Below are 25296 nucleotides of genomic sequence, written 5' to 3'. Positions count from 1 at the left end.
TATTATTCTTCCACAATTGCTAAGATGTTAGCCTCACCAACGATGATATATTTTTCATCACCATCTTTGACATCAATACCTACATGAGCTTCAACTAAAACTTGATCTCCAACTTTTACACTTGGAGCAACAAGTTCACCACTCAAGGTGCGAACACCTTGTCCAATAGCTACTACTTTAGCTGTTTTTGTTTTTTCTTGGGCTGATCCTGCAAGGACAAAGCCACCAACTGTTTGTTCTTTTTCTTCAATTTTCAAGACCACGCGGTCTCCTAATGGTTTCAACATCTGCTTTCCTCCATAAGATAATCATATTATTAGCACTCTTTGTATACGAGTGCTAAACCATAGTTCTATTGTATCACTTAGTCAGAAATAGTCAAGAAAAAAACACCTCAAAAATGAAAGAGATGTTCCTTTAATATTAATTGAGAATCGTCAACTTTTGATTGAAATCATCGATAACCTTTTGGAGATTGATCCGCCCGCGGTAGATACCATATCCAAAAACCACCATTCCTAATATTCCAATCAAGGCAAGTAAAATTCCGAAAATTAAGAGTGGGAGGAAGGTTTTATGAAAAAGATAAATCAATACCACACCAATACTAGCAGTGATAAAGAGCAAACTGAACCAACGACCCAAATTTTCAAGCATGTGGCGTTGATACTTAATTTCTGTTTCATATCCATTAACAAGTTCTTGTTTTGTAACCATGAAAATCCTCCTGATAAAAATTGAGAATGAAGTGTAAGAGAAGGAGATTAGTCTACTTCATTCTCAAAATTTTTACTAGTAAATATTGGGTTCTCTTGACCTTAGTAATTAAGATGTGGGTCAAAGATACCTAGAGCAACACCAATTAAGGCAACAACAACTAGAATTAACATGACTTTGTTTGGTGAAACTTTTTTCTTAGACATCAACCACCAGCAAATAGTGATGAAGGTTGCTGTCAAGAGACCTGGATAAACACCATCAATCTTTTCTTGAATTTTAAGGAAGGCTTCTCCGTTAGCATTTTTGAATTCGAGTGCTGTTGTAACAGAGACCCAAGTCGCTGCTACGGCACCAATAACCATACCACCGACAACGCTGATTGCTTTACGAAGAGCTTGTCCTTTTGGTCCTACTAGGAATTCAACGGCTTTATCCCCTAATTGATATCCTTTGAAGAAGGCAAAGCGCATACCAAAGTAGACTAGGAAGTTCCATACGACGATGTAGAAGATAGCACCAGCGACGTTACCACCTTTAGAAAGACCAAGTGCAATCCCCAAAAGAACTGGAATCAAGGTACCAACGATCAAAGAGTCACCAATACCAGCGATTGGTCCCATCAAACCGGCACGCATCCCATTGATGGTTTCACCATCTACTGCATCTCCATTTGCACGTGCTTCTTCCAAACCAGCTGTAATCCCTACAACAAGAGATCCAAGTTGCGGTTCAGTATTGAAGAAAGCAGTATAGGTTTGCATAGCATCTTTTTGTTCTTCTTTTGTATCATACATTTCTTCTACGATTGGAAGCATAGAAGTCAAGTACCCAAAGGTTTGCATGTGTTCTTGAGAGAAACAAGTCAAATGACCATAATACCAATGATGAAATGCTTTTGCTAATGTTTTCTTTGAAATTTTCTTTCTATCAGCCATTTTAAATATCCTCCTCATCATCGTCTACGTAAACAGCCCCAGCTGGAACAGCTTTCATAGATTTGATTACTTCAAGTTCATAGTAGATTACTGCAAAGATTAATGAAACAACCGCACTCGCTACCAAGTTCAAGCCGAGAGATTTAGCCAAGGTAAATCCAACAAAGAATGGAATGAAGTCAGTTGCTTTTGTAACAATTTGTTTCAACAAGATAGCAATACCGACACATGGGAGAAGGGCTCCGACTGTAAAGAGAGCTTTCATCCAGAAACCATCCATAGGAAGGTAAAGTTTCATCAAATCAACCATGTTTTCACCATATTTGGTGATAATCATAGTTGGAAGGAAAGAGAAGAGGAAGTGAGAGATCCATGGGTAAACCCAGTCAACTGCGTAGAGTTTTTTGAAGTTTCCTTCTTCAACAGCCTTCCAACCAATGTGTTGCCAAAGTAAGTTCATTGTAGCTGTACCGTAGAAAAGAACAGTACCGATTGTCCCAACGGCTGCACCGATTGGGGCTGCAGCTGCCGCAATTCCAGCTTCGTCTGTGATGTGATTTGCATGCACAAACAAGATAGCAAGAGGAACACCAATATAAGAAATAGCACGAACGTCGGCAGATACGGTTCCACCAGGTGTTACCAAGGCGATATAAACGACTTGAAGGGCAACCCCGACCATAATACCGGTTGTCACATCTCCAAGAATTAAACCTGAAATCAACCCACCGATCAAGGGACGACCGAGTGTATAGTTCCCGATACTGGAACCTCCCATACCAGGCATTGAAGACAAGCTGGCGAAAACTGCAAGCAAGATTGCTTGAATCCATGAAATTGTCATAACAAACGCTCCTTTTTGTTTGTAAATTTATTTACCTAATTAATAAAATTGTTAGGTTTAAAAACCAAATTTAGATTTGAAATCATCCCAGTAACCAATCGAAACATCAGGCAACAACTGGAATTTCACCTTATAGCCTGCTGCTTGAATGGCTTGGAAGGCTTCTGCTTCTTCCTGTGTGATGGATTGGTTATTACCCAATTTCACTGCACCAGGTCGATCATTTGCAGGGCCAACGATGATTTCTTTAACATCTCCTGGGACAAAACCTTGATCCACCAAAATTTCCTTCATATCGATTGGGTTTTTGGTAATCAAGAAATACCGACTGTCAGATTCCGTTACTTTTGCTGACTTTTCTTTAAAGGCTTCTTTTGTCCATACAAAGGTTTTCTTGTCTGATGCTCCTTTGTAAGCTTGGATCAAAACCTTGTTTGATGCTGCTGCATCGTTTACGGCAATCAAACCATCACATGGTTTTTCTTTTGCCCAGCGTGTGACTGTTTGACCGTGAATCATGCGGTCATCAATCCGTACAAATGTTACTACCATAAGGTACCTCCCTATTAAATATCGTCATCATCTTCTTCAGCACTAGTGGCTGAAACTTCAAAAGGTTGTAGTGCAGATTGTGCTTCTGATAAGATAGTTGCTGACAAATCGTCTCCATCCAACACATCCTTCATCACAACTGCTGTCAAGGCCATGGTGAGGTTCATCCCACCAAGGATTAAAGCTCCATCTAGCTTTCCAGCTTCTTCTAGGACAGTGGCTGCCGTGGTTAATGGACTACCACCTACAATATCTGCCAAGACCAGCACAGAATCATCTGCTGTCAATTCTGAAATGCTCTCTCTAAAATCAACTGCAAAGTCATCAACGGATTTTCCTTCTTTAAGTCCAACTGCGATGACCTGATTCATCTTGTCACCAGCAAACATAGCTAGCGATGTTTTTAGCCCTTCTGCCAATCCTCCATGACTGACTAAAATGAGGTATTTCATTTTACTACGCCTCCTTTATTTGACTCTATTGTAGATTATTTGAAAACGTTTTTACATTGTCAAATGTCACATTATAAACATGACATTTAGCAATAAAAAAATGACATCTGTCACTTGATACAATGTCATCTTTTTTTCTTAAAATTCTACCTGAAGACTACTTTCAATCTCCCTTTGAATTTGCGGCAAGCGGTTCTCAACATCTTGATCGCGCAAGGCATTGCCAATCAAGTAGTCTAGCTTTTCTAACACCTCTTTTGAGACATTTTTTGGACTACTTTCAACAGCTTGTTCCATAATCCGGTTCAAGGTCTGATTGGTTAAGGAATCTACCCCAAAATCATCCACTTGCAGAAGATCTTTACTAGAACGACTCTTGACTACATCAGGCATGACAGAAATCCCTTGAGATTCAGCAAAAAGAGTTTGTTGGATTTCTGGATCCTCTGTCAACACTTGCATCAACTCCCAAGCCAACTTTGAATGAGGAGTCCGAGCAGACATGGCAAAAGAAGTCGTCGTAACCAAGGTCGCCTTGGTGGTTTTTGACTTAGCAGGCATAGGAATACAGGTCCAGGTGAAGTTTGAATATTTGGAAACATGATAGGGATAAGGTTTATAAGTCCTATATTGAGCCAAAGTCATGGGGTAAAATGCTACTTTCCCCTGGTCAAAATCTTTGGAACTCACCTTATAATTTTTATTTAACTCTTCCAATTTTTGCAGAAAAGTCAAAGATTCTTTGACTTCTGGAGCTGTGAGCTTGAGCATCCCTCCTTGAAAGAGACTGCCTCCATTTGCTGCCAAAGCTTCTTTCCAGGTGTATTCTGTACTCCCAAATTGGTCCAATTGCCCATCTCCATTGGTATCTTTGGTTAGTTCCTTACAAATCTCATAAAATTCTTCAAGACTCCAACCTTCTTTGGGAACCTCAATACCTTCCTTATCCAGCAAATCATTATTGACACACATTAAAATAGGATTGCTTTCGTAAGGTAAAGCATAGGGTTGTCCCTGATAGACACAGGATTCAAATGCAGCAGTATAAAAAGTAGCCTGATCTTTTTGACTCATATAACCATTCAAATTTTCTAAAACGCCTCGCGCTGCCAATAAAGAAATATCTTGTTCAGAGACCATAAAGACATCCGGTGTCTTTCCTGAAACAATTTTTTCTGAGAGCCAGTTTGAATATTCAGACTGTGGAATTCCATTTTCATATTCCACACGGACATTGGGATGGGACTTTTCAAATTTTTCAATTGCTCGATCTAAAGCATGCGAACGTTGACTGGTTGGTACATCCCAACTAGAACCTGCATAAACTCCTATATGAAGTACGGTTGGTTGCTGTTTCCACCAATAAACCCCCGCACTTACACAGAGCATAATAAGGAGTCCAACCCCAAAATAAAGATGCTTTCGCTTTAATTTCATTCCGTATTTCCTTTTGAAAAATCGCGTCTGGTCACTCCTGTTTGGACTGACCAAATCGCTAATTGTGTTCGATCCCGTAGGTTTAATTTTGCCAAAATCGTTGATAAGTAATTGCGCACGGTTCCTTCTGACAAGAAAAGTTTGGCGGCAATTTCTTTGTTTGACTCGCCATAACCAATTTCTTGAATAATTCGCCATTCCGTAGTGCTTAAATCTTTGACATTATCTTCATCCACAGTAATAGAAAAGTTGGATTTAGCCATCTGTGAAAAAATTTGAAAGACTTTGCTAGCGATATTAGGGTTAATCATAGCTCCACCCTGATACACCACCTTAATAGCTTCGTAGAGCTCGTCTGTCGAGGTCCCTTTTAAGAGATATCCTGAAGCACCATATTTGAGCGCACTATAGATAAATTCATCATCATCAAAGGTCGTTAAAATAATAATTTTGATATCCGGATAATGCTCTTTTACTTCTTTTGTAGCCAAAACTCCATCCATACCTGGCATCCGAATATCCATCAAAATTAAATCAGGATGAGTTTGTGGGATGCTCGACAAGACATGATTCCCATCTTCTACTGTTGCTACCACTTCGATATCGGAGTGAGCTGACAAAATAATTTTCAGAGATTCTCGAATCAAAGACTGGTCATCTGCCACCATTACTTTTATCACCATCTCTTATCTCCCTTCTTTTTATTTCGGTAAACTGACTCGTGTGAAAAATCCATCGCGACTTTCAAATTGGAGCTGTCCTCCTAGGATAGAAATACGCTCCATCATCTGCTTGAGCCCATATCCATAGGTCAAGGTTTCAAACCCAACTCCATTGTCCTGCAATTCTATTATGTAATCTGCTTCATCCTCAAAAAAATGAAGTTCCATTAGACTAGCATGGCCGTGACGAACCGCATTGGTCATAGATTCTTGAATCACACGAAAAATCGTATCTTCAATCATGACGTCCATATCGACATCAACCCATTCATAGATTAAATCAACCTGTAAATTTGAAAGATTCTGATACTCATGAATCATCTTTTCTAAAGCATCTTTGAGAGTTCGTCCCTCAAGAGCTCCTGGCCGAAGGCGATTGAGAGAGCCTCTCACATCTTGAATCCCTTCGCGGACGACTTCTGACACATTTTTCACCTGTTCTTTTGCCCGATTAGGATCGATATCAATCAAGACTCCAACTGCATCTAAACCAGCTGAGATTCCTGTTAATACATGCCCCAAGGTATCGTGAATCTCACGAGCAATCCGCTTACGCTCCCGATCCTCTGCAATTTTCTCAGATAAGGCCATATAGTTGTTCAACTCCGTATTAACTTTGGATACCATGGCCAATTCCTCTTCCACTTCGTGGTTCTCCGCAAGGACATTCATAATATAAAACAAAAGCGAAATAATGAAGAACACCAAATTTGAGGCATAGAGAGAATTCTTCAGAAAAAAGGCCAAAATTCGGAGGGAGGACGGATAAAACTGAATATACGTATCCAAGGACGGAATCGGAAAGAAAAGTGAAAAGACGTCTGAGTTGGTCACAAGAAGCATCAGGAAACTCACTAGTATAAACGCAAACCAATACTTGCGGTCTCGTTTAGTATTCAACTCTTTAGAACCATAGAAAATATCCGCAAAAACCAAGAGAATAATCCCATTATAAGCTATATTTTGAACCCACATCAAGAGCAACATCAGGAGAATCTCTAGAATATTTCGTTTATCAAAGATAGACCATCGGCTCGTTTGAGGACGATAACGACTCATTGATATTAAGGCAATCCCAGCAAATAAGATTGCTGACAAGCAAAAAGTCGTAGATGGAGCAAAAGGAATACGCTCTAGGCGCTCCAATAATAGAGAGGCTTGGCGTTGAGCGATGATATAGTTGGTTGCTTGAAGATAGATGATGCTGTTGAGCATAACAGCAATAAAATTCACGACCATAAGAATGGCCAAACTGTATCGAACACCTCTAAACTTTCTCATTACTGCCACCCATTCACATCAAACTGATCAATGTTTTCCTTTGTCATCATTTCAACTGGAATGGTCACCTCTTTGGTATAGCTCTTCCCTTCAGAAATATCTTGGATAACTTCCATAACACGGTCTCCCATCTTCAAGGGAGATTGAGCAACGGTTCCCACTACATCATCCGTCGAGTGCAACAAGGATTTCATATCTGGTGAGCCATCGATTCCATAAATTGCAATGGACTGGCTATTTCCTTGCTCCTTAATTGCAGCTAAAGCTCCTATAGCCGAGCGGTCATTTAAGGCAACCAAGGTATCAATTTCAACCCCTGATTGTAAAAAATTCTGGACAGCCGGCATGGCGATCTCCGTTTGCCCCTTGGTTTCTAGTTCCGATACAATCTGATAAGAACTGTGCCCCTCTATAGTGTCTTTAAACCCCTGAATCCGCGTATCTGCTGAAACAGTCCCCTTATGCTCCAAAAGGAGGACCCGAGCGCTAGAGGAACGTTTCATCAGCTCTTTAGCAATCAATACTCCCGCTTGGTAGTTATCAGATACAATACTTGCATCGGGCTTAAAATTTTTCAGTTGGGTATCGACTGCAATGATTTTAATTCCTTGTTTTCTAGCTTTTTCAAGAGCAGTTAAAATGGACTGGCTATCCCCCTTGACCGGATTGATCACAATCACATCAACTTTTTGAGCACAAAAATCATCAATCTGCTGGCTCTGCCTTTCTTCATCCAATTCTGGATCTCGGACGCAAACAAGAGCTCCTCTTTCATCGGAAATTCGACTAATTTCCGAATGAATACTTTTATAGAACTCATTGTTCATGGTCATATAGGTTACACCAATTTTAGTCTGATCCTTGATGCCACTTGTTTGACAACGGCCAAAAATCCAAAAGAGAATACAGACCACTGGAATCATCAGTAATATACGCTTTATCAGCCATTTCAACAATTCTTTTTTCTCTTTATTTTCCTTCAAATTTTATTCCTTTTCTGAAAATTTTGAATATATATTACTTTATTCTACTACTTTTTCAAAAAAAGTGCTTGATTTTATTGTACAAGTACATTTATTTGACGTATCTTAAGAAGTAATTTCCGAACAATATAACTAGAAATAATAGAAAAATCCGGTCTATAAACGAACCAGCTTTTTCTATAATCAATCCTAGAAAGGAAGTTCCTCCTCTTCCAAGACCAAATCTGCTAAGTCTTGACCTGCATTATTTTCACGCATAGCACGTTGAGCACGACTTTCCAAAAGTTGAAATCCAGTACAGAGAACCTCTGTCACGTAGTTGCTCTGACCATTCTTCTCAAACTTACGGGTACGGAGCTCCCCATCTACAGAAATGAGACTGCCTTTAGTCGCGTAGCTAGCTAAGGTTTCAGCCAATTTCCCCCAGACAACAATATTGATGAAGTCAGCTTCACGTTCCCCGTTTTGATCCTTGAAACGACGGTTAATGGCAATGGTCGCACGAGCAACTGACTTGTCATTGTTGGTTTTGTGCAATTCTGGTGTAGACGTCAAGCGTCCAATCATGATAACTTTATTATACATTTTTCATCCTCCTACTTAATAATTCGGAAGAATACAAAAAAAGTTACAAGATTTGTAACTTTTTTAAATAGTATTAATCTCTATGAATCGTAAACCCAGTAGCTTGTTGATTAGCCATGATTGTCATATCTGTGATTTGTACTCGTCGTGGTTGACTGGTAACATAAACCACTGCATCAGCGATATCTTGTGCCTGTAAGGCTTCAAGCCCCTGGTAAACAGTCGCAGCCCGTGCTTCATCTCCATGAAAACGTACCTTAGAAAAATCCGTCTCTACAATTCCAGGTTGAATAGTGGTCACCTTGATATCTGTAGCAATGGTATCAATCCTTAAGCCATCCGAAAAGGTTTTTACTGCAGCCTTGGTTGCTGAATAGACTGCTGCACCCGCATAGGCATAAATACCTGCGGTTGAACCCATGTTAATGATATGACCTTGATTGGCAGCTACCATGGAAGGCAAGAAACACCGCGTAACCGCCATCAATCCCTTGACATTGGTATCTAGCATGGTCAACATATCCAACTCCTCATAGTCCTGATATGGAGCTAAGCCTAAAGCAAGTCCAGCGTTATTAACTAAAACATCAATCGAACCTACTGCTTCAAGAATATCTGAACAAACCGTTTTAACCATTGTCATATCGGTTACATCTAGCTGAAAGGTCCAAACATTTTGATTCGGAAAGGCTTCTGCAAACTCTGCTTTTAGAGCTTCAAGTCTTTCTATTCGACGTCCTGTGAGAACAATATTTTCACCTTTTTCTAGATAGGCACGCGCAATTGCTTCACCAATACCTGATGTTGCACCTGTAATCACAACATTTTTTGCCATCTTATTTCCCTCAAGCAAAGATTATAAATCACTTTTAGTGATTAAGCAGTCCAGTGTGTAGCTGGGTCAAAGGGTGTTCCAACTACCTGGTCGTCTGACAATTCAATGACACCACGTTTTTGGGGAGCATTTGGCAAGGCAAGTTCACGAGGACTACACATCATCCCAAAACTCTTTTCCCCACGAAGTTCGCCTGGAAAAATGAGATTGCCTTTTGGCATCATAGCTCCAGGAAGAGCAACAATGGTTTTCAAACCAACACGTGCATTGGGAGCACCAGCAACGATTTGTACTGTCTTGTCATTCCCAACAGCAACTTGGCAGATATTGAGGTGGTCACTATCTGGATGCGCAACCATCTCTACAATCTCTCCAACGACAAATTTCGGTTCCTTGTCATTGATAATCTCTTCTGTAAATCCTTCTGCCTGCAATTCTTGGTTCAAACGTGCTACTTGCTCGTCAGTTAAAAATACTTGCCCGCGCTCAGCGATTTCAAACATGCTAGAAACTTCAAAAATGTTCCATGCGACAGTTTGACCAATTTCTTTTAGGAAAACACGCGCAATATTGCCTTTACGCTCAGCATCTAGCTTGGCGTCACCACTGTTTTTCACGATAACCATAAGGACATCGCCTACATATTCTTTATTGTATGTAAAAATCATTCTTTTCTCCTATTTCAAACTTGCTAAAAAGTCATTGATTTGCCCCTTGGTTTTACGGTCACGATCGACAAAGCGTCCAATTTCCTTGTCCTTGTCTAAAACAACAAGACTCGGAATCCCGTAAACATCCCAAAGTTTAGCAAGTTCCATGTACTCATCACGGTCTACTCGTATAAAAGTAAACTCTGGATTTGCCGCTTCAATCTCTGGCAAGGCGGGATAAATATAACGGCAATCGCCACACCAATCCGCAACAAAAAGGAAGACCTTCTTGCCATCCTGCTCTACTAAATTCGCTAATTCTTCTAAACCGTTAGGAGAAATCATAAGCCCTCCTCCTCGTAGATGAGATCTTCATCTTCAAAGACAAAGGTATAGTGACGACCATCTTCAAAAATGACACCGCCAACGAGACGCTCTAGGCTGCTTTCATATACTTGGACATAGAGAGTCGCAATTTCACCCATCTCTGAAAAGTAGTCACGCACAATCGCAGTCAACTCTTCTTGCGTCTTCATGAGCTTGTGCTCATCAGCTACTTTCTTTGCTCCAAAAGCAAGTGCTCCAAGACCTACTAATGCCAAACCTGTTTTAATGATATTTTTCGTTTTCATGCTAACATTGTAACACAAAAAGGTTCTAGGAACAATGAAAAAGGGAGTTGAACTCCCTTTTCTAATTCCTAAATTTTAATAATGTCTCTCACCAAACAAATCTTCTGGCAAATCATGGAAATCCTTACCTGCCTTGAAATTTTCAAACTTGCCTAGCAAAAACTGGTAGGCATCCAAGCGGCTTTCATAGCGAATCATGGCATCTTTAGCACGCTCATCTTGATCTTCTTCATAGACTTTTTGGCTTTCTTTGAGGGCCATTTCATTAATCATGATTTGAGTATTGACCCAGGCTTCAAATTCTTTCATAAATTCTTGTTCGTAACTCATCGTCTCTCCTTATTCTATTCCTCGATAGTAGTCTGTATCAATCTCACGGTAAGGCTGGATATCCTGAACATACTCCAAGACTCCTTGAAACTCTCCGTCTTCATCGTGTACCGCAGCATAGGTGATATGGACAAACTTGCCCCGTGACTCCGACTTGAACCACATCTCATACTTGTCTTTTTCCCCCTCACGAAGACCTTTCATAATGGCCTTTACCTTGTCAAGGTACTTGGGTGGGTGACAAAGCTCAACATTTCGCCCGACTTGGGATGGTATCCGTTTGAAAATCATCTCATCTGCTGGCGTATTGTCATTGTAATACTGGAAGATATCATCCTTATTAACAAAGGTAATCTCCATAGGCAAGTGATTGAGGATAAGATTTGCTTGTTCAACCGAGAGATAACCGTTGCCAAAAGCCTGTTGACTATGACGGTCTAGCACCGCTTCCTTTTCCTTAGGTGTAAAGGTAATAGTAAACTGCCCTTCTGGCGTATCAATGACTTGCTGAACTTGGCCATCTACAGTTTCTGGCTGAATTGGTTCTTCTACACTTTTCTCCTCAACAAAACTTTGACGTTCTGGAATCCATTTTTCAGACGGACGGATGATAGCATAGCCATAGGCATCACTTTCCTCAGCAATCTGAATCCAGTCATCTTGGGTAAAGGATTCGAGCAGAATCATGAGAAGGATGGACTCTTCCTTGAAAATCATACTCTCAAATTCTGTCGCAAAAGCTTCAAAAGCTTCCTTTACAGTACTAATAGACACTTCTGGTAAGGATTTGACTGTCGCCATTGCTTTTTGATAGAGTTCCCTGATTTGGTCATCCACTCCCCACATGACCTTTGGAGGCGAGTCATGTCCGTAACGCTCCATGACAGGAAAGAAGAGTTCTTCCTTGCGCTGATAGTGACGGTCAAACTGACCTACAAGCCCCATCTGACGCACCAAACCCTTACGCATCTCCGCCAGCATTTCCTCGTCGTCCACAGATTCATAAGTTGAGAGCAATCTACGGACCCGAATCAAGGCAGCACGGAGAGCTAGATTTTCATCCTTAAAGACTCGCACAGGGTGACCAGGATGCTCGGTATCCTCAACTTCTACGCCCTTAACAGCATTTTTAAAAAGATTGGCATGCACATCACAGAGCTCCATGACATCCTCAAAGGTTACACCTGAGTCCGAGTTCATCAACTCGTGCTCCATAAGGGAAATCTCAATAGCAGATACACCTGTAAAGGTCTCATCAAAGCGTTCCTGAACGGACTCTGGAGAGGCTCCATTATGCAATTCTAATAAAATATCCCGCAGGATATGAATACGTTCATCTGTCATTAGTCTAACCCGATCACTTCGTAACCATTTGCTTCAAGCGTACGCACAATCTTATCCATAGGTGTTCCCTCGAGTTTAGAACCCTGCTTAAGCGATACTTTACGCCCAACCGTATTTCGCATCAAGGGATTTGCAAGAGGTTTAAAACCAAGCTCAACTAAAATATCTAAAACTTCTGGATGTTTATCCACCACTTCTGCAACGGGAATAGATACGTCAATAATATTATCCATCACAACCTCCATTCTGTTCTCACACTGGATTTTCTTTTTTTATTATACCACAAGGACTAGGATAAAAAAACTAGCAGTACAAGCCTGCTAGTTTCTTCTTATTACTCTGCTTCGATGATTTCTGCTTCTTTTCGAATCGTTTCCACATCTCTTTGATACTGAACTTCACTGTAATTGACTAGTTTGGATAATTCCCTTTGCAAACTTTTACCCATAGGTTTCATGGTCGTATAGGTTAAACCACCTGAAATTACTCCACCTAGAATAGGAATCACTTTTCCCACCCCTTTTGCTAAGCCTCCCTTTGTAAGGGTAACACCAAAAATTTTCAGGATTTTTTCTAAAATAGGATACCACAAAGTCTTAGCCAAAGCCTTCTGAGGAACTGTCTTCATGACATGTTTAGCAACTGAAATTCCACCAGATCGAAGAAGGGCTCCAGCACTATTGACTCCAAGCATAACTCCGAGATAGAGTAAGAGTGTATTTTTAGCTTCTTCACTCAATTCATTTCGTGAAGCCCAAAGATCATCATAACCATAAATATATCCCAATTCTTGCGCTAGTTTTAAGGAAAAGGCATAAAACTGAGCCACATCAGTTGGAATGGTGATTGCAAGGGCTAGACCACCAGGAATACCTGCAAGAACAGAAGTTCCACTCGCCAATAGAACATTATCCTTAATACAAGAATCGGCAACTTTATCTAAAACATCTTGAGACAATAAAGCTGTTGGGCCCTCTTCTAATAATCTAGGAATATCCTTGGGATCCAATACTTTGGAAAATTTATCTACTAAAAATTTTGACCGATCAACTTTGACAATAGGGAGCTTCACGACTTGTTGCAATACTTGCAAAGCTATATCTTGTTTAGACATATTGTTGTTTTCTCTTCTTCTTTCAATTTTGAACTATATCATATCACATTTATTCTTGAAAAGAAATTTTCTGAACTTATTTTTTCTTGATAAGATTTTAGTAAAGCAGAGTCCTCGTTTTTAAAACAAAAAAAGAGGGTTGCCCCTCTTTCTTAGTTCTTATCCAGATTGCGTAGCATCTCGTCAATCTTGTTTCCATACTCGATGGATTCGTCTTTAACGAAAGTTAAGTCTGGAATTTTATACAATTTCAAATTGCGACCAAGTTCACGTTTGATAGTTCCAGTTGCTTTTTCAAGCCCGATTTGGGCCTTTTGATTATCTGAGGCAAGGTTACTCAAAATAGTGTAGTAAACCTTAGCTACAGACAAGTCGCCTAACATCTGAACATCTGTGATAGTCACGCCTTGGACACGCGGATCACGGACTTTCTTTTGTAAAATCTCATTGACTTCACGCTTGATTTCCATGCCCACACGATCCGTACGGAAATGATTTGCCATGCTATTCCTTCCTCTCTATTGAACCAAAAGCTAGGCCAGCAGACCTAGCTTTTTCTAAACTTATTGATTTTCAATTCAAATTGGAACGAAGTTCAATTTGAACTCATCGGCTTCTTTCGCCGTGGTGAAAGTGATTGGGCTGATAATTCAGTTCAATCACTGGGGATTTTTGAGACTCTAGGCTCAAAAATAAGCAATGAAACCATCGGTTTGCTTGCGTCCCTCACCACCTAAGAAAGGAGCAAAAATCTTATCTCTTGATTTCTTCCATAACATAAGCTTCAATCACATCATCCATCTTGATATCATTGTAGCCATCAATCATGAGACCACCTTCACGGCCATTTGTAACTTCTTTGACGTCATCTTTATAGTGTTTCAAGCTTGCAAGTTCACCGTCGTAGATAACGACTCCATCACGAATAACACGGACTTTAGAGTCACGGGTAATTTTACCGCTAGTAACCATAAATCCACCGATCGTTCCGACTTTAGATACTTTGAAGGTTTCACGGATGATTGCTTCACCGATAACTTTTTCTTCAAATTCTGGATCGAGCATCCCTTTCATGGCTTCTTCCATCTCTTCGATAACCTTGTAGATAATGCTGTGGAGACGGATTTCTACATCGTCTGCTTCTGCTTGTTGACGAGCTTGTGGTGTAGGGCGTACGTTGAAACCTACGATAAAGGCATTTGAAGCTTCGGCAAGGGTGACGTCAGATTCATTAATAGCACCAACTGCTGAGTGAACGATGGTAACTTTTACACCTTCCACATCAATCTTTTGAAGGGAAGCAGCAAGAGCTTCAACAGAACCTTGTACGTCAGCTTTGATGATGACGTTAACAGATTTAAGTTCACCAGCTTTAAGAGTGTCAAATAGATTTTCTAGGCTGACACGTTGAGTAGCTTGACGTTGCTTCATAAGAGCACGTTTAGCACGTTCTTCACCAGCTGCACGAGCAGATTTTTCATCTTCGTATACAGCAAAGTGATCACCCGCCATAGGTGCTTCGTTCAAACCTGTAATAGATACTGGTGTTGATGGTCCTGCAACCTTAACACGACGTCCAAGGTCATTGGTCATGGCACGGACACGTCCGAAAGTATTTCCGACAACGATTGGGTCTTGAACGTTCAAAGTACCTTGTTGAACAAGAAGAGTTGCAACCGCACCTTTTCCTTTATCCAAGCGCGCTTCGATAACAGTACCGATGGCACGAACTGTCGGATCTGCTTTAAGTTCTTGGATTTCAGCTACAAGAAGGACAGTTTCCAAGAGCTCATCGATATTTTGGTTGAACTTAGCTGAGATCTCTACAAACTCAGAATCTCCACCCCAAGCAGTTGACATAACACCGTGTTCAGCCAATTCACCGATCACACGTTCTGGGTTGGCACCTGGTTTATCAATCTTGTTAATGGCAACGATGATTGGAACATTAGCTGCTTTTGAGTGGTTGATAGCTTCGATAGTTTGAGGCATAACCCCGTCATCTGCCGCTACGACCAAGATGGTAATATCGGTAACAGAGGCACCACGTGCACGCATAGAAGTAAAGGCCGCGTGTCCTGGTGTGTCGAGGAAGGTAATCTTCTTACCATTTTCTTCGATTTGGTAGGCACCGATATGCTGAGTGATCCCACCGGCTTCTCCTGTTGCAACACGTGAATTACGAAGGGTATCCAAAAGGGTTGTTTTACCATGGTCAACGTGTCCCATGATAGTTACAACTGGTGGACGTTCAACCAACTTGTCTTCATTTAGATATCCATCTTCTACGAAGAAACGTTCGATATCCGCATTGTCCACTTCTACCTTTTGTTTAGCTTCAATTCCATAATCAACCATGAGGAGTTCGATTGTTTCTCCATCCAAAGATTGGTTTTGAGTGGCCATAACGCCCATCATAAATAGTTTCTTAACAATCTCAGCTGGTTCACGTTTGATACGTTTTGCGATTTCCGCAACGGTCATACCATCTGTATATTCAAATTCTGTTGGCAATTCATGGAATTTACGCTCTGTAATAGGTTTTGGAGCCTGATTACGGTTATTTTGTTTATTGCCTTTTTTATTTTTCTTATTGTTATTCCAGTTACTATTTCTTTGATTTCTCACTTGATTCTGACTACTTCGATTCTTTTGTTGTTTTCTAGGACCATCTTCCTCGTGATCATAATCATCACGTTCTTTGTCTGGTCGAGCTTGCTTTTTACGACGTGTATCCACTACAGCCTCTTTGACTACAGGAGCTACTTCAACTACAGGCTGAGTTTGTTCAGCTAGTTTAGCAGCTTCCTCAAAGAATTCTTCTGGCTCCTTGCGTTTATTAGCTTGAGCCAAGGCTTCTTTGGCAACTTGAGACTGTTTGAAGCGTTCCTCACTTGAGCGTGCGTATTCTGCATTTTGCTCAGCCTTCAGAGCTGCTGCTCGGGCTTTAAAGTCAATACGAGGACCAGCTTGGTTAGAACGATTATCAGCTTGTTGGCGATAATCATTGCCACGATTTCCTTGGCCTTGTGGTTTCTTCCCTTGGTCGTTAAAACGACGATTGTCACGGTTCCCTTGACCAGGTTTCCCACCATTACGGTTATCGTTCTTTTGACGGTTACCGTTTTGTTGTTGATCGCGGTTGTTACCCTTGTTTTGCTTGCGTCGTTCTGCTTGCTCTTTGGCACGCGCTTCACGTTCCGCCTTAAAGTTTCGACTCTGCGGTCTTGCAGCTACAACTTTTTCTTCCTTAGGAGTTGCTGGCGTAGCTGGTTTACTTTCCACCTTCGCTTCACTTGCTTTTGGCGCTACAGGTTTTGCTTCTGATTTAGGAGCAGCAGGCTTAAAGCTGGCTACGATTTTTTCAGCAGCAGCAGCCTCTACGCTTGATGCATGGCTTTTTACTTCCAAGCCCAACTCTTTTGCACGCGCTACAACTTCCTTACTTTCTTTTCCAAGTTCTTTTGCGATTTCGTACAATCTTTTCTTAGACAAATCATGTCCTCCTCTTCTATTCCATAAGAGACCTCATTTTCTTTGTAAATCCAGCATCTGTCACAGCTAAAACCTTTCTTGATTTCCCAACTGCTATGCTTAATTCCAGTGTTGAAAACACGGTTACAACTTCTACTTGATAATAGTGACTTTTATCTTGAATCTTCTTGGTTAGATTTGGGCTAGCATCATGAGCTAGAAATACCAATTTAACTTTCCGGTCTTGAATGGCTTTGACAACCATTTCTTCACCCGAGATGATTTTCCCCGCTCGCTGAGCCAATCCCAAGAGATTACTTACTTTTTGCTTATTCAAGTCCTAACTCTCTTCTTTTTACTTTGTGATCAACATAAGCGATCAACTCGTCATAAAAACTTTCTTCAACTTCCATGTTGAAGCTACGGTTAAAGACTTTTTTCTTTTTAGCCTCTAGGGCCTCTGCATTGTCTAGCTTGATATAAGCGCCACGGCCATTAGCCTTGCCTGTCGGGTCGATAAAGACTTCGCCTTCTTTGTTCTTGACAATACGGAGTAAATCTCGCTTATCAATTACTTCGTTAGAAACAACAGACTTGCGCAAAGGGATTTTTCTTGTTTTCATCTTTCCCTCCTCTTGCAGCTTTTATTCTTCTATCAATTCGTCTGTGTCAGCGAAATCAACTTGACCCGCTTCTTCCATAGCTTCAAATTCACTTGCAGACTTGATATCGATACGGTATCCAGTCAAGTGAGCCGCCAAGCGAACGTTTTGTCCACGACGACCGATTGCAAGAGATAGTTTGTTATCTGGCACGACGACCAAAGCACGCTTGCTATCATTTTCATCAAAGATAACTTGGTCAACTTCGGCAGGAGCAATGGCATTGTAGATAAATTCAGCTGGATCTGCTACCCACTCGATAACATCGATATTTTCTTCTACAGGTACCATGCGGTCGCTCTTAGCATCGTAGCGAGCTGGGTGGAATTTACTAGTGATTTTCTTGATGTTTGCACCACCACGTCCAACGATTGTTCCGATAGCATCCACGTTTGGATTGTGGCTGCGAACAGCAACTTTAGTACGGTCACCTGCTTCACGGGCTACGCTCATGATTTCAACAGTTCCATCATATACTTCAGGAATTTCTTGCTCCATCAAACGTTTGATCATTTCTGGATGGCTACGGCTAACAAAGACGTTTACTCCACGAGGATTATCTTCAACCTTGTAGACATAAACTTCGATACGATCATGAGAAGCAAAAACTTCTCCAGGAATTTGGTCTTGTTTTGACAATTGAGCTTCGATGCTTCCAAGGTTGACGTAAATGAAGCGGTTGTCAAAACGTTCAACTGTACCTGACATGATTTCTTGTTCATGCTCTTTGTAAGTATTGTAGGTAATGGCACGTGTTTGCTTACGCATTTTCTCCATGATGGTTTGTTTTGCAGATTGGGCTGCTACACGACCAAACTCTCCTGGTGCTTCTTCAAATTTGATTTTATCACCAAGCTCATAGGCTGAATTAATGGCAAGGGCATCTTTTAAACTGATTTCCAAACGGCTATCAAATACTTCATCAACAACTTCACGGACAGTATAGACAGTAAAGTCACCTGTTTTTTCGTTGAAGTCGATAGCTACGCTATCTGATTGGCCATAGCGTCTACGGTATGCAGAACGAAGTGATTCTACCACTGCGTCGATGATATCTTCTTTCTTGATTCCCTTGTCTTCTTCCAAAATGCGGAAGGCCTCTAGCATTTCTTTACTCATGTTCTTTTTACTTTTGAATTCTCAAAAGCTATCCTTTCTTTCTATAATTTTACTGCTAAACGTGCTTTTGATACCAAGTTATATGGAATTTGGACTGTTTTCTTGCGAGTTTTATCCATATATTCCATGGTCAACTCATCCTCTTCAAAGGACAACAAGGTTCCTTCAAAAACCTTTTGCTTATCGATGGCTTGATAGAGCCCGACATGGATGTATTTCCCAACCGCTCCAGCGACTGCTTCCTTGGTTTTCAAAGGACGCTCCAATCCTGGACTTGTAATTTCTAGGAAATATTGTTCTGGGAAGGGATCCGGCTTGATAGTATCCAGGACAGGACTGATAATTTCAGTCAAGTCTGCCGTATCATTCAAGGTGATTCCTTCAGGCTTGTCTACAAAAATACTAAGAATCATGTCACTGCCAATCTTTCCGTACTCGATATCTACGAGTTCAAAAGGAGCTTCAATAACAGGTTCTACGACTTCTCTGACTAATTCAACGATAGTTGCGATTGCGTCCACCTCCTCATAAGCAAGAGGCGAAGATATCTCCCCGCCTCTCTTTCTTATATTCTTGCTAATAGTATAGCACTTTTATGTACTAATGTAAAGCATAAGCACCCAAATAGCTTGGATTCAAGCTTTTTCTTAAAATTCTGCCTCAACTCGATAGATGACTTGGCCCTTGCTTGAGAACTTTTGCTCATACTCCGTCATAACATTTCCTTCAAAGTCGCTGGCATGTAAATCTAACCAAACGCCATTGAGTTTCATGCCATATTGTGAAAAGCTCACTAAGCTATATTCAAACAAGCCACGATTATCTGTCTTGAAATGAATTTCACCGTGTTCAGGCAAGATTCGTTTGAAAGTATCCAAGAAGCTCTTATAAGTCAAACGACGCTTCTCATGGCGTTTTTTAGGCCATGGATCCGAGAAATTCAAATACAAGCGATCAATTTCACCATCTTCAAAATAATTGGTCAATTCTGAACCATCAACCCATAGAAGTTTGATGTTGGGAACTCCAACTTCTAAGACCTTGTCTAAAGCATAGCTTAATACAGACTTCTGAATATCAATCCCGATATAGTTGATGCCAGGATTTTGTTTGGCCATTCCTGTTACGAAAGCACCTTTACCGCTACCAACCTCTACATGGATTGGATTGTCATTGCCAAACAAATCTCGCCACTTCCCTTTAGCCTCTGCGGGATTTAAAACAACATACTGCGGATTAGCCTCTAACAGTTCTGTTGCACCTTTACGATTTCTAACTCTCATTTCTTCTTTCCATACTTATCTCGGAAGCTACGCAAAGCATAGATTTCCCGATTTACATTATCCAAATCTTGATTTTCATAGTATTTGGTAATGAGGCTCAAAAATGACAGTTGAGCATACCAATATAACTTATTCAAGACAGTTTGATTATACTTATAGCCATAATTAGTTAGCCACTCTTGCCATTGATACTCTGGAATATAGTGACAGAGCAGATAGGCCACATCAAACATACGATCAGTCAAGCGAACGGAATCCCAATCTACTAAATAAATCAAGCCACTCTCTGTCTCAAACCAGTTGCTATGACGGACATCCCCATGGACTATGGTTGCATAGTCTTCCCTAAAACCAGGAAGATTCTCACGTAAATCACCTAGAACCATACGTAGATACTGGTTGTTTTTTAAAGCATCCGGAGCCTTGTTTACCCATGACTGAAGTAAATCCGAAGGTGTTTCCATTGCATATCCCAATCGTGTCAACTGGGTCATCAAGGGACGTGAACAGTGTAAACGTGTCAAAATATCGATAATTTGTTTACGGTTCATATCACTTGGCGTCAAAATTTTTCCTGTCAACCATTCCTGAGCGGACATATCACGGCCGTCTGGTAAACGACGGTTCCAGAGCAATTGTGGTGCAATTTGCTCTCTAGCTAAACCAGGCAGGATTGGAGAAGTATTCATTTTTATAAAAACACGTTTTCCATCAGGATAACTTCCCATATAAGCTTTTCCGCTCTTCCCAGATATCGGGGTTAGCGTTAGCTCAATATCACCCAAGTCCATTTCTTTCCTCCGAATAAAGTTTCCTTATTATTCTACTAATTTTTATGCTATTCGTCAACCAATCTTCTCAGTTGATACGGCAAATAAAGAAATTGCAAGACAAGACTTGCTCCCACAAGTGCTAGAACAAGAATTTTGTCCTTAAAAACAAGCAATCCTATGAGACTTTCCAAGATTAATACAAAGACCCCAATCGCTCTCAAAATTTCCTTCAAGCCTTTCTCTTTTTGCCCCTTACCTACTGGGAATAATTGCGTCAAATATTGATAGTCAAAGACATGATAGAGGGCTAGAAGTTGGAATAACAAAAGATAATTGAATAAAATTACAATTGCGACTGCAATCCAAGATTGCTCAATGAAGATGAGAGCGGCCAAAGATAGGATTATGAGCCGCAGACTAAGGGCGAATAAATCTCCATTTCTCAGATAGGAACGAAGATAGAGGTTCTGCCAGATTTTCCCTGGTACTTTCTGAACTCCCTTGAGAATAAAGTCCAGATAAGCTCGGCGCTTAACACTATTTGAAATCCCCTTGACCTGTGTAAAGAGGGCAAAGAATCGAAGCAAAAACTGCTTACGTTTACTTTCTTGTGCAATTACATAATCCCAGTCAAGTCCATTTCCAAGGAAAAAGTTGCTAGACTTTTGGCGAAAAATCACATATTTTACTATCCCCAAGACAAGGAGATAGACTCCAAAAAACGGCAAACCAAGACCCATGGCTAAGAATAAAGGCGCAAACAGGAGCAAAAAGAGAGTCTGTACACTGACCCAAAAGATGAAAGAAATCAGACTCTGCTTCTGGATGTGTTCTCTCACTTCTTCTTCAGCAACTAAAAGAAATAGTTTGTCAGGCACTTCTAGATAGGTCGCAATACCACCCCAAAGCAAAAGTAAAATAGATATCATCCCAATCAAAATTAGGATTGGGAAATGATTCTCAGGAAAGTGTTGGAGCAACTGGTTGTACTGGTAGGCCAAAAATCCTAACAACACCAACAAAAATAAGACAAAATGGTCATTGAGCACATAACGGAGATAGCCCAAGCATTCCTTGCGAAATTCCTGCTTTCGTTTTAAAAACAAGTCCTTCATAACTCCTCCTCTTTGGTCAGAGCCAAATAGATATCATTGAGGCTTGCTTCTGGCATATCAAAGGCTTCTCGGAGCTGTTGGAGATTTCCTTTGGCTCTTACTTGACCTTTGTGAAGAATGACAAAAGAGTCACACATCTTTTCAGCAGAATCAAGAACGTGGGTACTCATAAGGATAGACTTTCCTTTTTTCTTTTCCGCTTCTAAAAGTTGAATCAAATCTGAAATCGCCAAGGGGTCGAGGCCAAGGAAAGGTTCGTCTACGATAAAGAGACTAGGATCCACGACAAAGGCACAGATAATCATAACCTTTTGCTTCATCCCTTTGGAAAAATGAACTGGAAACCAATCCAATTTTTGATCCAAACGGAACATTTTTAAAAGCGGCTCTACACGTTCAAAAGCTAGATTTTGCTCGATACCATAGGCCATAGCAACTATCTCAATATGCTCTCTGAGAGTCAATTCTTCATACAAGCTAGGAGTTTCAGGGATATAACCAATTTTCTTGCGATAGCTCGTAGCATCCTCTCCTAGAGTCAATCCGTCAATCTTTATCTCTCCACTATAGGGTGTCAAGAGGCCAATAATTTCATTGATAGTAGTTGATTTACCAGCACCATTTAAGCCAATCAAACCGACCAACTGTCCACTCTCAACTGAAAAAGATACATCCTTCAAGACAGGTACGTGAACATAGCCTCCTGTCAGGTTTTTAATTTCTAACATATTTTCTCCGAATCTGGTATAATGTAGCTATATTATATCAAAATTCAATACACTAGAGGTGGTTTTTATGTCAGATTGTATTTTTTGTAAGATTTTAGCAGGAGAAATCCCTGCATCAAAGGTTTATGAAGATGAACAAGTCCTTGCCTTCCTCGATATTTCCCAAGTTACCCCAGGTCATACCTTGGTCGTACCTAAAGAACACTATCGCAACCTTTTAGAGATGGATGCTGCGAGTGCTAGTCAACTCTTTGCTAAGATTCCAGTCATTGCTCAAAAAGTCATGAAGGCTACCCAAGCTGATGGTATGAATATCATCGCTAACTGCGAAGAAGTCGCTGGACAAACAGTCTTTCATACCCATGTCCACCTCGTCCCTCGCTATGGTGCCGAGGATGACCTCAAGATTGACTTTGTCGCCCATGAACCTGACTTTGACAAACTTGCCAAAGTCGCTGAAACTATCAAAAACGCTTAAGGAGTTCCTATGAAACTATCAAATTTACTACTTTTTGCAGGCTCTGCAGTTGGATCTTACCTCCTCGTTAAAAATCGTGAAGTTATCACTGAAGAAGTTTTAGATACAACTGATCGCGTTGAAGCAATCAAAGGTGATTTAGATGTTATCCAAAATAGCTTACAAATTATCAATCAACAAAAAGAAGTCATCAAAGAATACCAAGAAGACCTCACTTACAAATTTAAAGTCTTAGAAAAAGACCTCCAAGCAAGACTTGCTGTGATAAAAGAACTACGAGAAACTGAAGAAAACTAAAAAAGAAAGCATCCAACTTTACTTATATCCCCTTAAATTCATCTTGGATTACCAGATCCTAACAGAAAAGGGAGGGACTAAAAATGAAACTGTTTTTAAAAGTCATCTTGATTATTTCTGGTGGCCTCTGCCTTCTTGCAACCCTAGCATTTCTACTAGTGGCCAATCTTTTCAAGGCTTCATCAAGTGACATCCGAAAAGGGAATGAAGACTTAAAACAAATCTTTATCTCCCTTGACCTACCTCCTGAAAAAGTAGAATCAGATGGACACTATGAATTCGAGGGTGGAGGCTTAAATTTTTATGTGACTTTCTCAGATGAGGTCATCAATAGCCACCCTGTCCTGAAAGAAAGTCCAAACCTCACTAAAAACCGACTCAAAGTCTATGTCCTACAGACAGGAGATATTTCTTACTATAAAGTAGGGGATAACTTGTTCAATCACGGTTTATTGCAATTTTTAGAGAAGGAAAGTAGGAATTATTTACAGGAAATCGGAAAGAAACCAAATCCTAATTACTCAATTCTATATTGGAAGGATCAGGAGAGCCTAAAAAAGGGTGTCGCATTCTATGAAAAAGCTTTGACCTTGGTAGATATTCAGGATAATTCGGCGATTAAGCATATTGATACTGTCACCGTGAAACCTGGTAAAGAAGCGGAACTCAAGCAACTCATCCAGAAAATGGATGAAGCTGGCTTGTTCAGCCAAAGTTCTGAATAGCAGATCAGTCAGAGAATCTTTGTTCCGTTACTAACTACAAACAAAAAAAGAGCCTTATGGCTCTTTTTTTTATTCACCCTCAAAGGCATCTTTTATATGGTCAAAGAAGCCTTTTTTCTTTGGATTTACTTTCAAATCACCTGCAGCTGCGAATTCTTTCAAAGCTGCTTTTTGTCGTTCGTTTAAGCCTGTTGGAGTCACGACATTAACAGTCACGTATTGGTCACCAACAACACCACCACGAAGACTAGGAGCTCCCTTGCCACGCAAACGGAATCGTTTACCGGTTTGAGTTCCCTCTGGAATCACCAATTCAACATCACCGTGAACGGTTGGGATATCGACAGTATCACCGAGAGCTGCTTGGACGATGTTGAGGTTTAACTTGTAGAAAATAGTTGTTCCTTCACGTTCAAATTTATCGCTGGCTTCTACAGAAACTACTACATACAAGTCTCCATAAGGACCGCCGTTAAAGCCTGCCTCACCTTGACCAGCTAGACGAATTTGTTGACCAGTTTCGACACCTGCTGGAATTTTTACGTGGACACTGTGGGCTTGTTTTTCATGACCTGTTCCATGACAGGTTGTACATGGATCTTTGATTTCTTTTCCGCGACCATGACAGACATCACAGGTTACTTGGCGACGCATCATACCAAGCGGTGTTTGAGTATCGACATTGATAACACCAGAACCGTGACAGCGTCCACAAGTAACTGGACTTGTTCCAGGCTTAGCACCTGATCCGTTACAAGTACGACAGCTTGATTCACGATTGTATTTGACTTCTTTTTCAGTACCAAAGATGGCTTCTTCAAAAGTCAAATTGACGCGATACTGGAGGTCATCACCTTGACGAGGAGCGTTTGGATTGCGAGAAGAACCGCCTCCGCCGAAAAAACTTGAGAAGATATCTTCAAATCCACCAAAACCACCTGCACCATCGAAGCCACCGAAACCACCTGCACCACCAAAGCCACCGTTGGCTCCAGCCGCACCGTATTGGTCATAGGCAGCCCGTTTCTGTTCATCGCTCAAAGTCTCATAGGCTTCTTGAACTTCCTTGTACTTTTCCTCAGCACCAGGTTCTTTGTTGATATCTGGGTGATATTTCTTCGATAATTTCCGATAGGCTTTCTTGATCTCATCTTGAGATGCATTCTTCGAAACGCCCAAACGGTCATAAAATTCAGTATTGTTCATACAAGATACTAAGAGCGAAC

33 protein-coding genes are annotated in these 25296 nt (G+C 40.7%); 3 read left to right on the top strand and 30 right to left on the bottom strand.

What is annotated here, in order from left to right:
• Positions 1-2: 2 nt before the first annotated feature.
• From groES to AC3E9F_RS00585, 29 genes are all read right to left on the bottom strand, one after another.
• Entirely contained in the window at positions 3-287 is a 285-nt protein-coding gene (gene groES / locus AC3E9F_RS00725; RefSeq protein ID WP_049494252.1) for a co-chaperone GroES, read from the bottom strand.
• 136 nt (positions 288-423) lie between these two features.
• Positions 424-717: a hypothetical protein gene (locus tag AC3E9F_RS00720; RefSeq protein ID WP_000256768.1), complete on the bottom strand. Its 294-nt coding sequence runs from the start codon at positions 715-717 to the stop codon at positions 424-426.
• A gap of 101 nt (positions 718-818) precedes the next feature.
• Positions 819-1673 carry a PTS system mannose/fructose/sorbose family transporter subunit IID gene (locus AC3E9F_RS00715; RefSeq protein WP_029689583.1) on the bottom strand — a complete coding sequence of 285 codons (855 nt, stop codon included), beginning with the start codon at positions 1671-1673 and terminating at the stop codon, positions 819-821.
• Entirely contained in the window at positions 1657-2499 is an 843-nt protein-coding gene (locus AC3E9F_RS00710) for a PTS mannose/fructose/sorbose/N-acetylgalactosamine transporter subunit IIC (protein ID WP_000156207.1), read from the bottom strand. The genes AC3E9F_RS00715 and AC3E9F_RS00710 overlap by 17 nt, the downstream gene beginning before the upstream one ends.
• Positions 2500-2556: 57 nt before the next feature.
• Positions 2557-3051 carry a PTS sugar transporter subunit IIB gene (locus AC3E9F_RS00705; RefSeq protein ID WP_000261775.1) on the bottom strand — a complete coding sequence of 165 codons (495 nt, stop codon included), beginning with the start codon at positions 3049-3051 and terminating at the stop codon, positions 2557-2559.
• Between the two features lie 14 nt (positions 3052-3065).
• Positions 3066-3503, bottom strand: a complete 438-nt coding sequence (locus AC3E9F_RS00700; RefSeq protein WP_214262372.1) for a PTS sugar transporter subunit IIA — start codon at positions 3501-3503, stop codon at positions 3066-3068.
• 138 nt (positions 3504-3641) lie between these two features.
• Positions 3642-4940, bottom strand: coding sequence for an ABC transporter substrate-binding protein (locus tag AC3E9F_RS00695; RefSeq protein ID WP_263394003.1), 1299 nt, complete (start codon positions 4938-4940; stop codon positions 3642-3644).
• Positions 4937-5620 carry a response regulator transcription factor gene (locus tag AC3E9F_RS00690; protein WP_025173290.1) on the bottom strand — a complete coding sequence of 228 codons (684 nt, stop codon included), beginning with the start codon at positions 5618-5620 and terminating at the stop codon, positions 4937-4939. The genes AC3E9F_RS00695 and AC3E9F_RS00690 overlap by 4 nt, the downstream gene beginning before the upstream one ends.
• A gap of 21 nt (positions 5621-5641) precedes the next feature.
• Positions 5642-6943 (bottom strand): sensor histidine kinase, encoded by a 1302-nt coding sequence (locus tag AC3E9F_RS00685; RefSeq protein ID WP_263394004.1) that lies wholly within the window; start codon positions 6941-6943, stop codon positions 5642-5644.
• Positions 6943-7866 carry a substrate-binding domain-containing protein gene (locus tag AC3E9F_RS00680; protein WP_414254505.1) on the bottom strand — a complete coding sequence of 308 codons (924 nt, stop codon included), beginning with the start codon at positions 7864-7866 and terminating at the stop codon, positions 6943-6945. Before AC3E9F_RS00680 ends, AC3E9F_RS00685 begins: the two co-directional genes overlap by 1 nt.
• A gap of 249 nt (positions 7867-8115) precedes the next feature.
• The gene (locus AC3E9F_RS00675; RefSeq protein ID WP_263394006.1) at positions 8116-8511 is read right to left on the bottom strand and encodes a single-stranded DNA-binding protein; all 396 of its coding nucleotides are present in this window, start codon (positions 8509-8511) and stop codon (positions 8116-8118) included.
• 73 nt (positions 8512-8584) lie between these two features.
• Positions 8585-9346, bottom strand: a complete 762-nt coding sequence (locus AC3E9F_RS00670; RefSeq protein ID WP_263394007.1) for an SDR family NAD(P)-dependent oxidoreductase — start codon at positions 9344-9346, stop codon at positions 8585-8587.
• A gap of 41 nt (positions 9347-9387) precedes the next feature.
• On the bottom strand, positions 9388-10014 hold the full coding sequence (gene ytpR / locus AC3E9F_RS00665; RefSeq protein WP_263394008.1) for a YtpR family tRNA-binding protein: 627 nt from the start codon (positions 10012-10014) through the stop codon (positions 9388-9390).
• 9 nt (positions 10015-10023) lie between these two features.
• On the bottom strand, positions 10024-10341 hold the full coding sequence (locus AC3E9F_RS00660) for a thioredoxin family protein (RefSeq protein ID WP_263394009.1): 318 nt from the start codon (positions 10339-10341) through the stop codon (positions 10024-10026).
• Positions 10338-10628: a DUF4651 domain-containing protein gene (locus AC3E9F_RS00655; RefSeq protein ID WP_263394010.1), complete on the bottom strand. Its 291-nt coding sequence runs from the start codon at positions 10626-10628 to the stop codon at positions 10338-10340. The genes AC3E9F_RS00660 and AC3E9F_RS00655 overlap by 4 nt, the downstream gene beginning before the upstream one ends.
• 75 nt (positions 10629-10703) lie before the next feature.
• Complete coding sequence (locus AC3E9F_RS00650; RefSeq protein WP_263394011.1) at positions 10704-10958, bottom strand: DUF1912 family protein; 255 nt, start codon at positions 10956-10958, stop codon at positions 10704-10706.
• 9 nt (positions 10959-10967) lie between these two features.
• Entirely contained in the window at positions 10968-12302 is a 1335-nt protein-coding gene (locus AC3E9F_RS00645; protein WP_263394012.1) for a DUF438 domain-containing protein, read from the bottom strand.
• On the bottom strand, positions 12302-12535 hold the full coding sequence (locus tag AC3E9F_RS00640; RefSeq protein WP_000368732.1) for a DUF1858 domain-containing protein: 234 nt from the start codon (positions 12533-12535) through the stop codon (positions 12302-12304). The genes AC3E9F_RS00645 and AC3E9F_RS00640 overlap by 1 nt, the downstream gene beginning before the upstream one ends.
• A gap of 101 nt (positions 12536-12636) precedes the next feature.
• Positions 12637-13416, bottom strand: a complete 780-nt coding sequence (locus AC3E9F_RS00635; RefSeq protein ID WP_263394013.1) for a hypothetical protein — start codon at positions 13414-13416, stop codon at positions 12637-12639.
• A gap of 152 nt (positions 13417-13568) precedes the next feature.
• Entirely contained in the window at positions 13569-13919 is a 351-nt protein-coding gene (gene rbfA / locus AC3E9F_RS00630) for a 30S ribosome-binding factor RbfA (RefSeq protein ID WP_001273601.1), read from the bottom strand.
• A 250-nt stretch (positions 13920-14169) separates the two neighbouring features.
• Positions 14170-16911, bottom strand: a complete 2742-nt coding sequence (gene infB / locus AC3E9F_RS00625; RefSeq protein ID WP_263394014.1) for a translation initiation factor IF-2 — start codon at positions 16909-16911, stop codon at positions 14170-14172.
• A gap of 16 nt (positions 16912-16927) precedes the next feature.
• On the bottom strand, positions 16928-17227 hold the full coding sequence (locus AC3E9F_RS00620; protein ID WP_263394015.1) for a YlxQ-related RNA-binding protein: 300 nt from the start codon (positions 17225-17227) through the stop codon (positions 16928-16930).
• Entirely contained in the window at positions 17220-17513 is a 294-nt protein-coding gene (gene rnpM / locus AC3E9F_RS00615) for an RNase P modulator RnpM (protein WP_006144965.1), read from the bottom strand. The genes AC3E9F_RS00620 and rnpM overlap by 8 nt, the downstream gene beginning before the upstream one ends.
• Positions 17514-17534: 21 nt before the next feature.
• On the bottom strand, positions 17535-18671 hold the full coding sequence (gene nusA, locus AC3E9F_RS00610) for a transcription termination factor NusA (RefSeq protein ID WP_263394016.1): 1137 nt from the start codon (positions 18669-18671) through the stop codon (positions 17535-17537).
• A 41-nt stretch (positions 18672-18712) separates the two neighbouring features.
• Positions 18713-19192, bottom strand: coding sequence for a ribosome maturation factor RimP (rimP, locus tag AC3E9F_RS00605; protein ID WP_004251813.1), 480 nt, complete (start codon positions 19190-19192; stop codon positions 18713-18715).
• Between the two features lie 126 nt (positions 19193-19318).
• Positions 19319-19954, bottom strand: a complete 636-nt coding sequence (gene trmB / locus AC3E9F_RS00600; RefSeq protein ID WP_074324355.1) for a tRNA (guanosine(46)-N7)-methyltransferase TrmB — start codon at positions 19952-19954, stop codon at positions 19319-19321.
• A complete protein-coding gene (gene ccrZ / locus AC3E9F_RS00595; RefSeq protein WP_263394017.1) occupies positions 19951-20745 on the bottom strand; it encodes a cell cycle regulator CcrZ in 795 nt (264 codons plus the stop codon). The genes trmB and ccrZ overlap by 4 nt, the downstream gene beginning before the upstream one ends.
• A 47-nt stretch (positions 20746-20792) precedes the next feature.
• Entirely contained in the window at positions 20793-21842 is a 1050-nt protein-coding gene (locus tag AC3E9F_RS00590; RefSeq protein WP_490672673.1) for an ABC transporter permease, read from the bottom strand.
• The gene (locus tag AC3E9F_RS00585; protein WP_490672672.1) at positions 21839-22570 is read right to left on the bottom strand and encodes an ABC transporter ATP-binding protein; all 732 of its coding nucleotides are present in this window, start codon (positions 22568-22570) and stop codon (positions 21839-21841) included. Before AC3E9F_RS00585 ends, AC3E9F_RS00590 begins: the two co-directional genes overlap by 4 nt.
• Positions 22571-22637: 67 nt before the next feature.
• Here AC3E9F_RS00585 and AC3E9F_RS00580 point away from each other — a divergent pair, with 67 nt between their 5' ends.
• The 3 genes from AC3E9F_RS00580 to AC3E9F_RS00570 all read left to right on the top strand — a co-directional run bounded on the left by AC3E9F_RS00580 (position 22638) and on the right by AC3E9F_RS00570 (position 24070).
• A complete protein-coding gene (locus tag AC3E9F_RS00580) occupies positions 22638-23048 on the top strand; it encodes an HIT family protein (RefSeq protein WP_490672671.1) in 411 nt (136 codons plus the stop codon).
• A 9-nt stretch (positions 23049-23057) separates the two neighbouring features.
• A complete protein-coding gene (locus AC3E9F_RS00575) occupies positions 23058-23345 on the top strand; it encodes a hypothetical protein (RefSeq protein ID WP_004251799.1) in 288 nt (95 codons plus the stop codon).
• A gap of 83 nt (positions 23346-23428) precedes the next feature.
• Positions 23429-24070: a hypothetical protein gene (locus AC3E9F_RS00570; RefSeq protein ID WP_263394022.1), complete on the top strand. Its 642-nt coding sequence runs from the start codon at positions 23429-23431 to the stop codon at positions 24068-24070.
• A 69-nt stretch (positions 24071-24139) separates the two neighbouring features.
• Here the strand turns inward: AC3E9F_RS00570 and dnaJ are convergent, their stop codons facing one another.
• Complete coding sequence (dnaJ, locus tag AC3E9F_RS00565) at positions 24140-25276, bottom strand: molecular chaperone DnaJ (protein WP_263394023.1); 1137 nt, start codon at positions 25274-25276, stop codon at positions 24140-24142.
• Positions 25277-25296: the final 20 nt, after the last annotated feature.

This window comes from Streptococcus sp. SCPM-O-B-15277 (M60), assembly GCF_058200335.1.
Note: the sequence above shows the minus strand (reverse complement) of the source record. Positions and strands in the feature narration are given on the sequence as shown.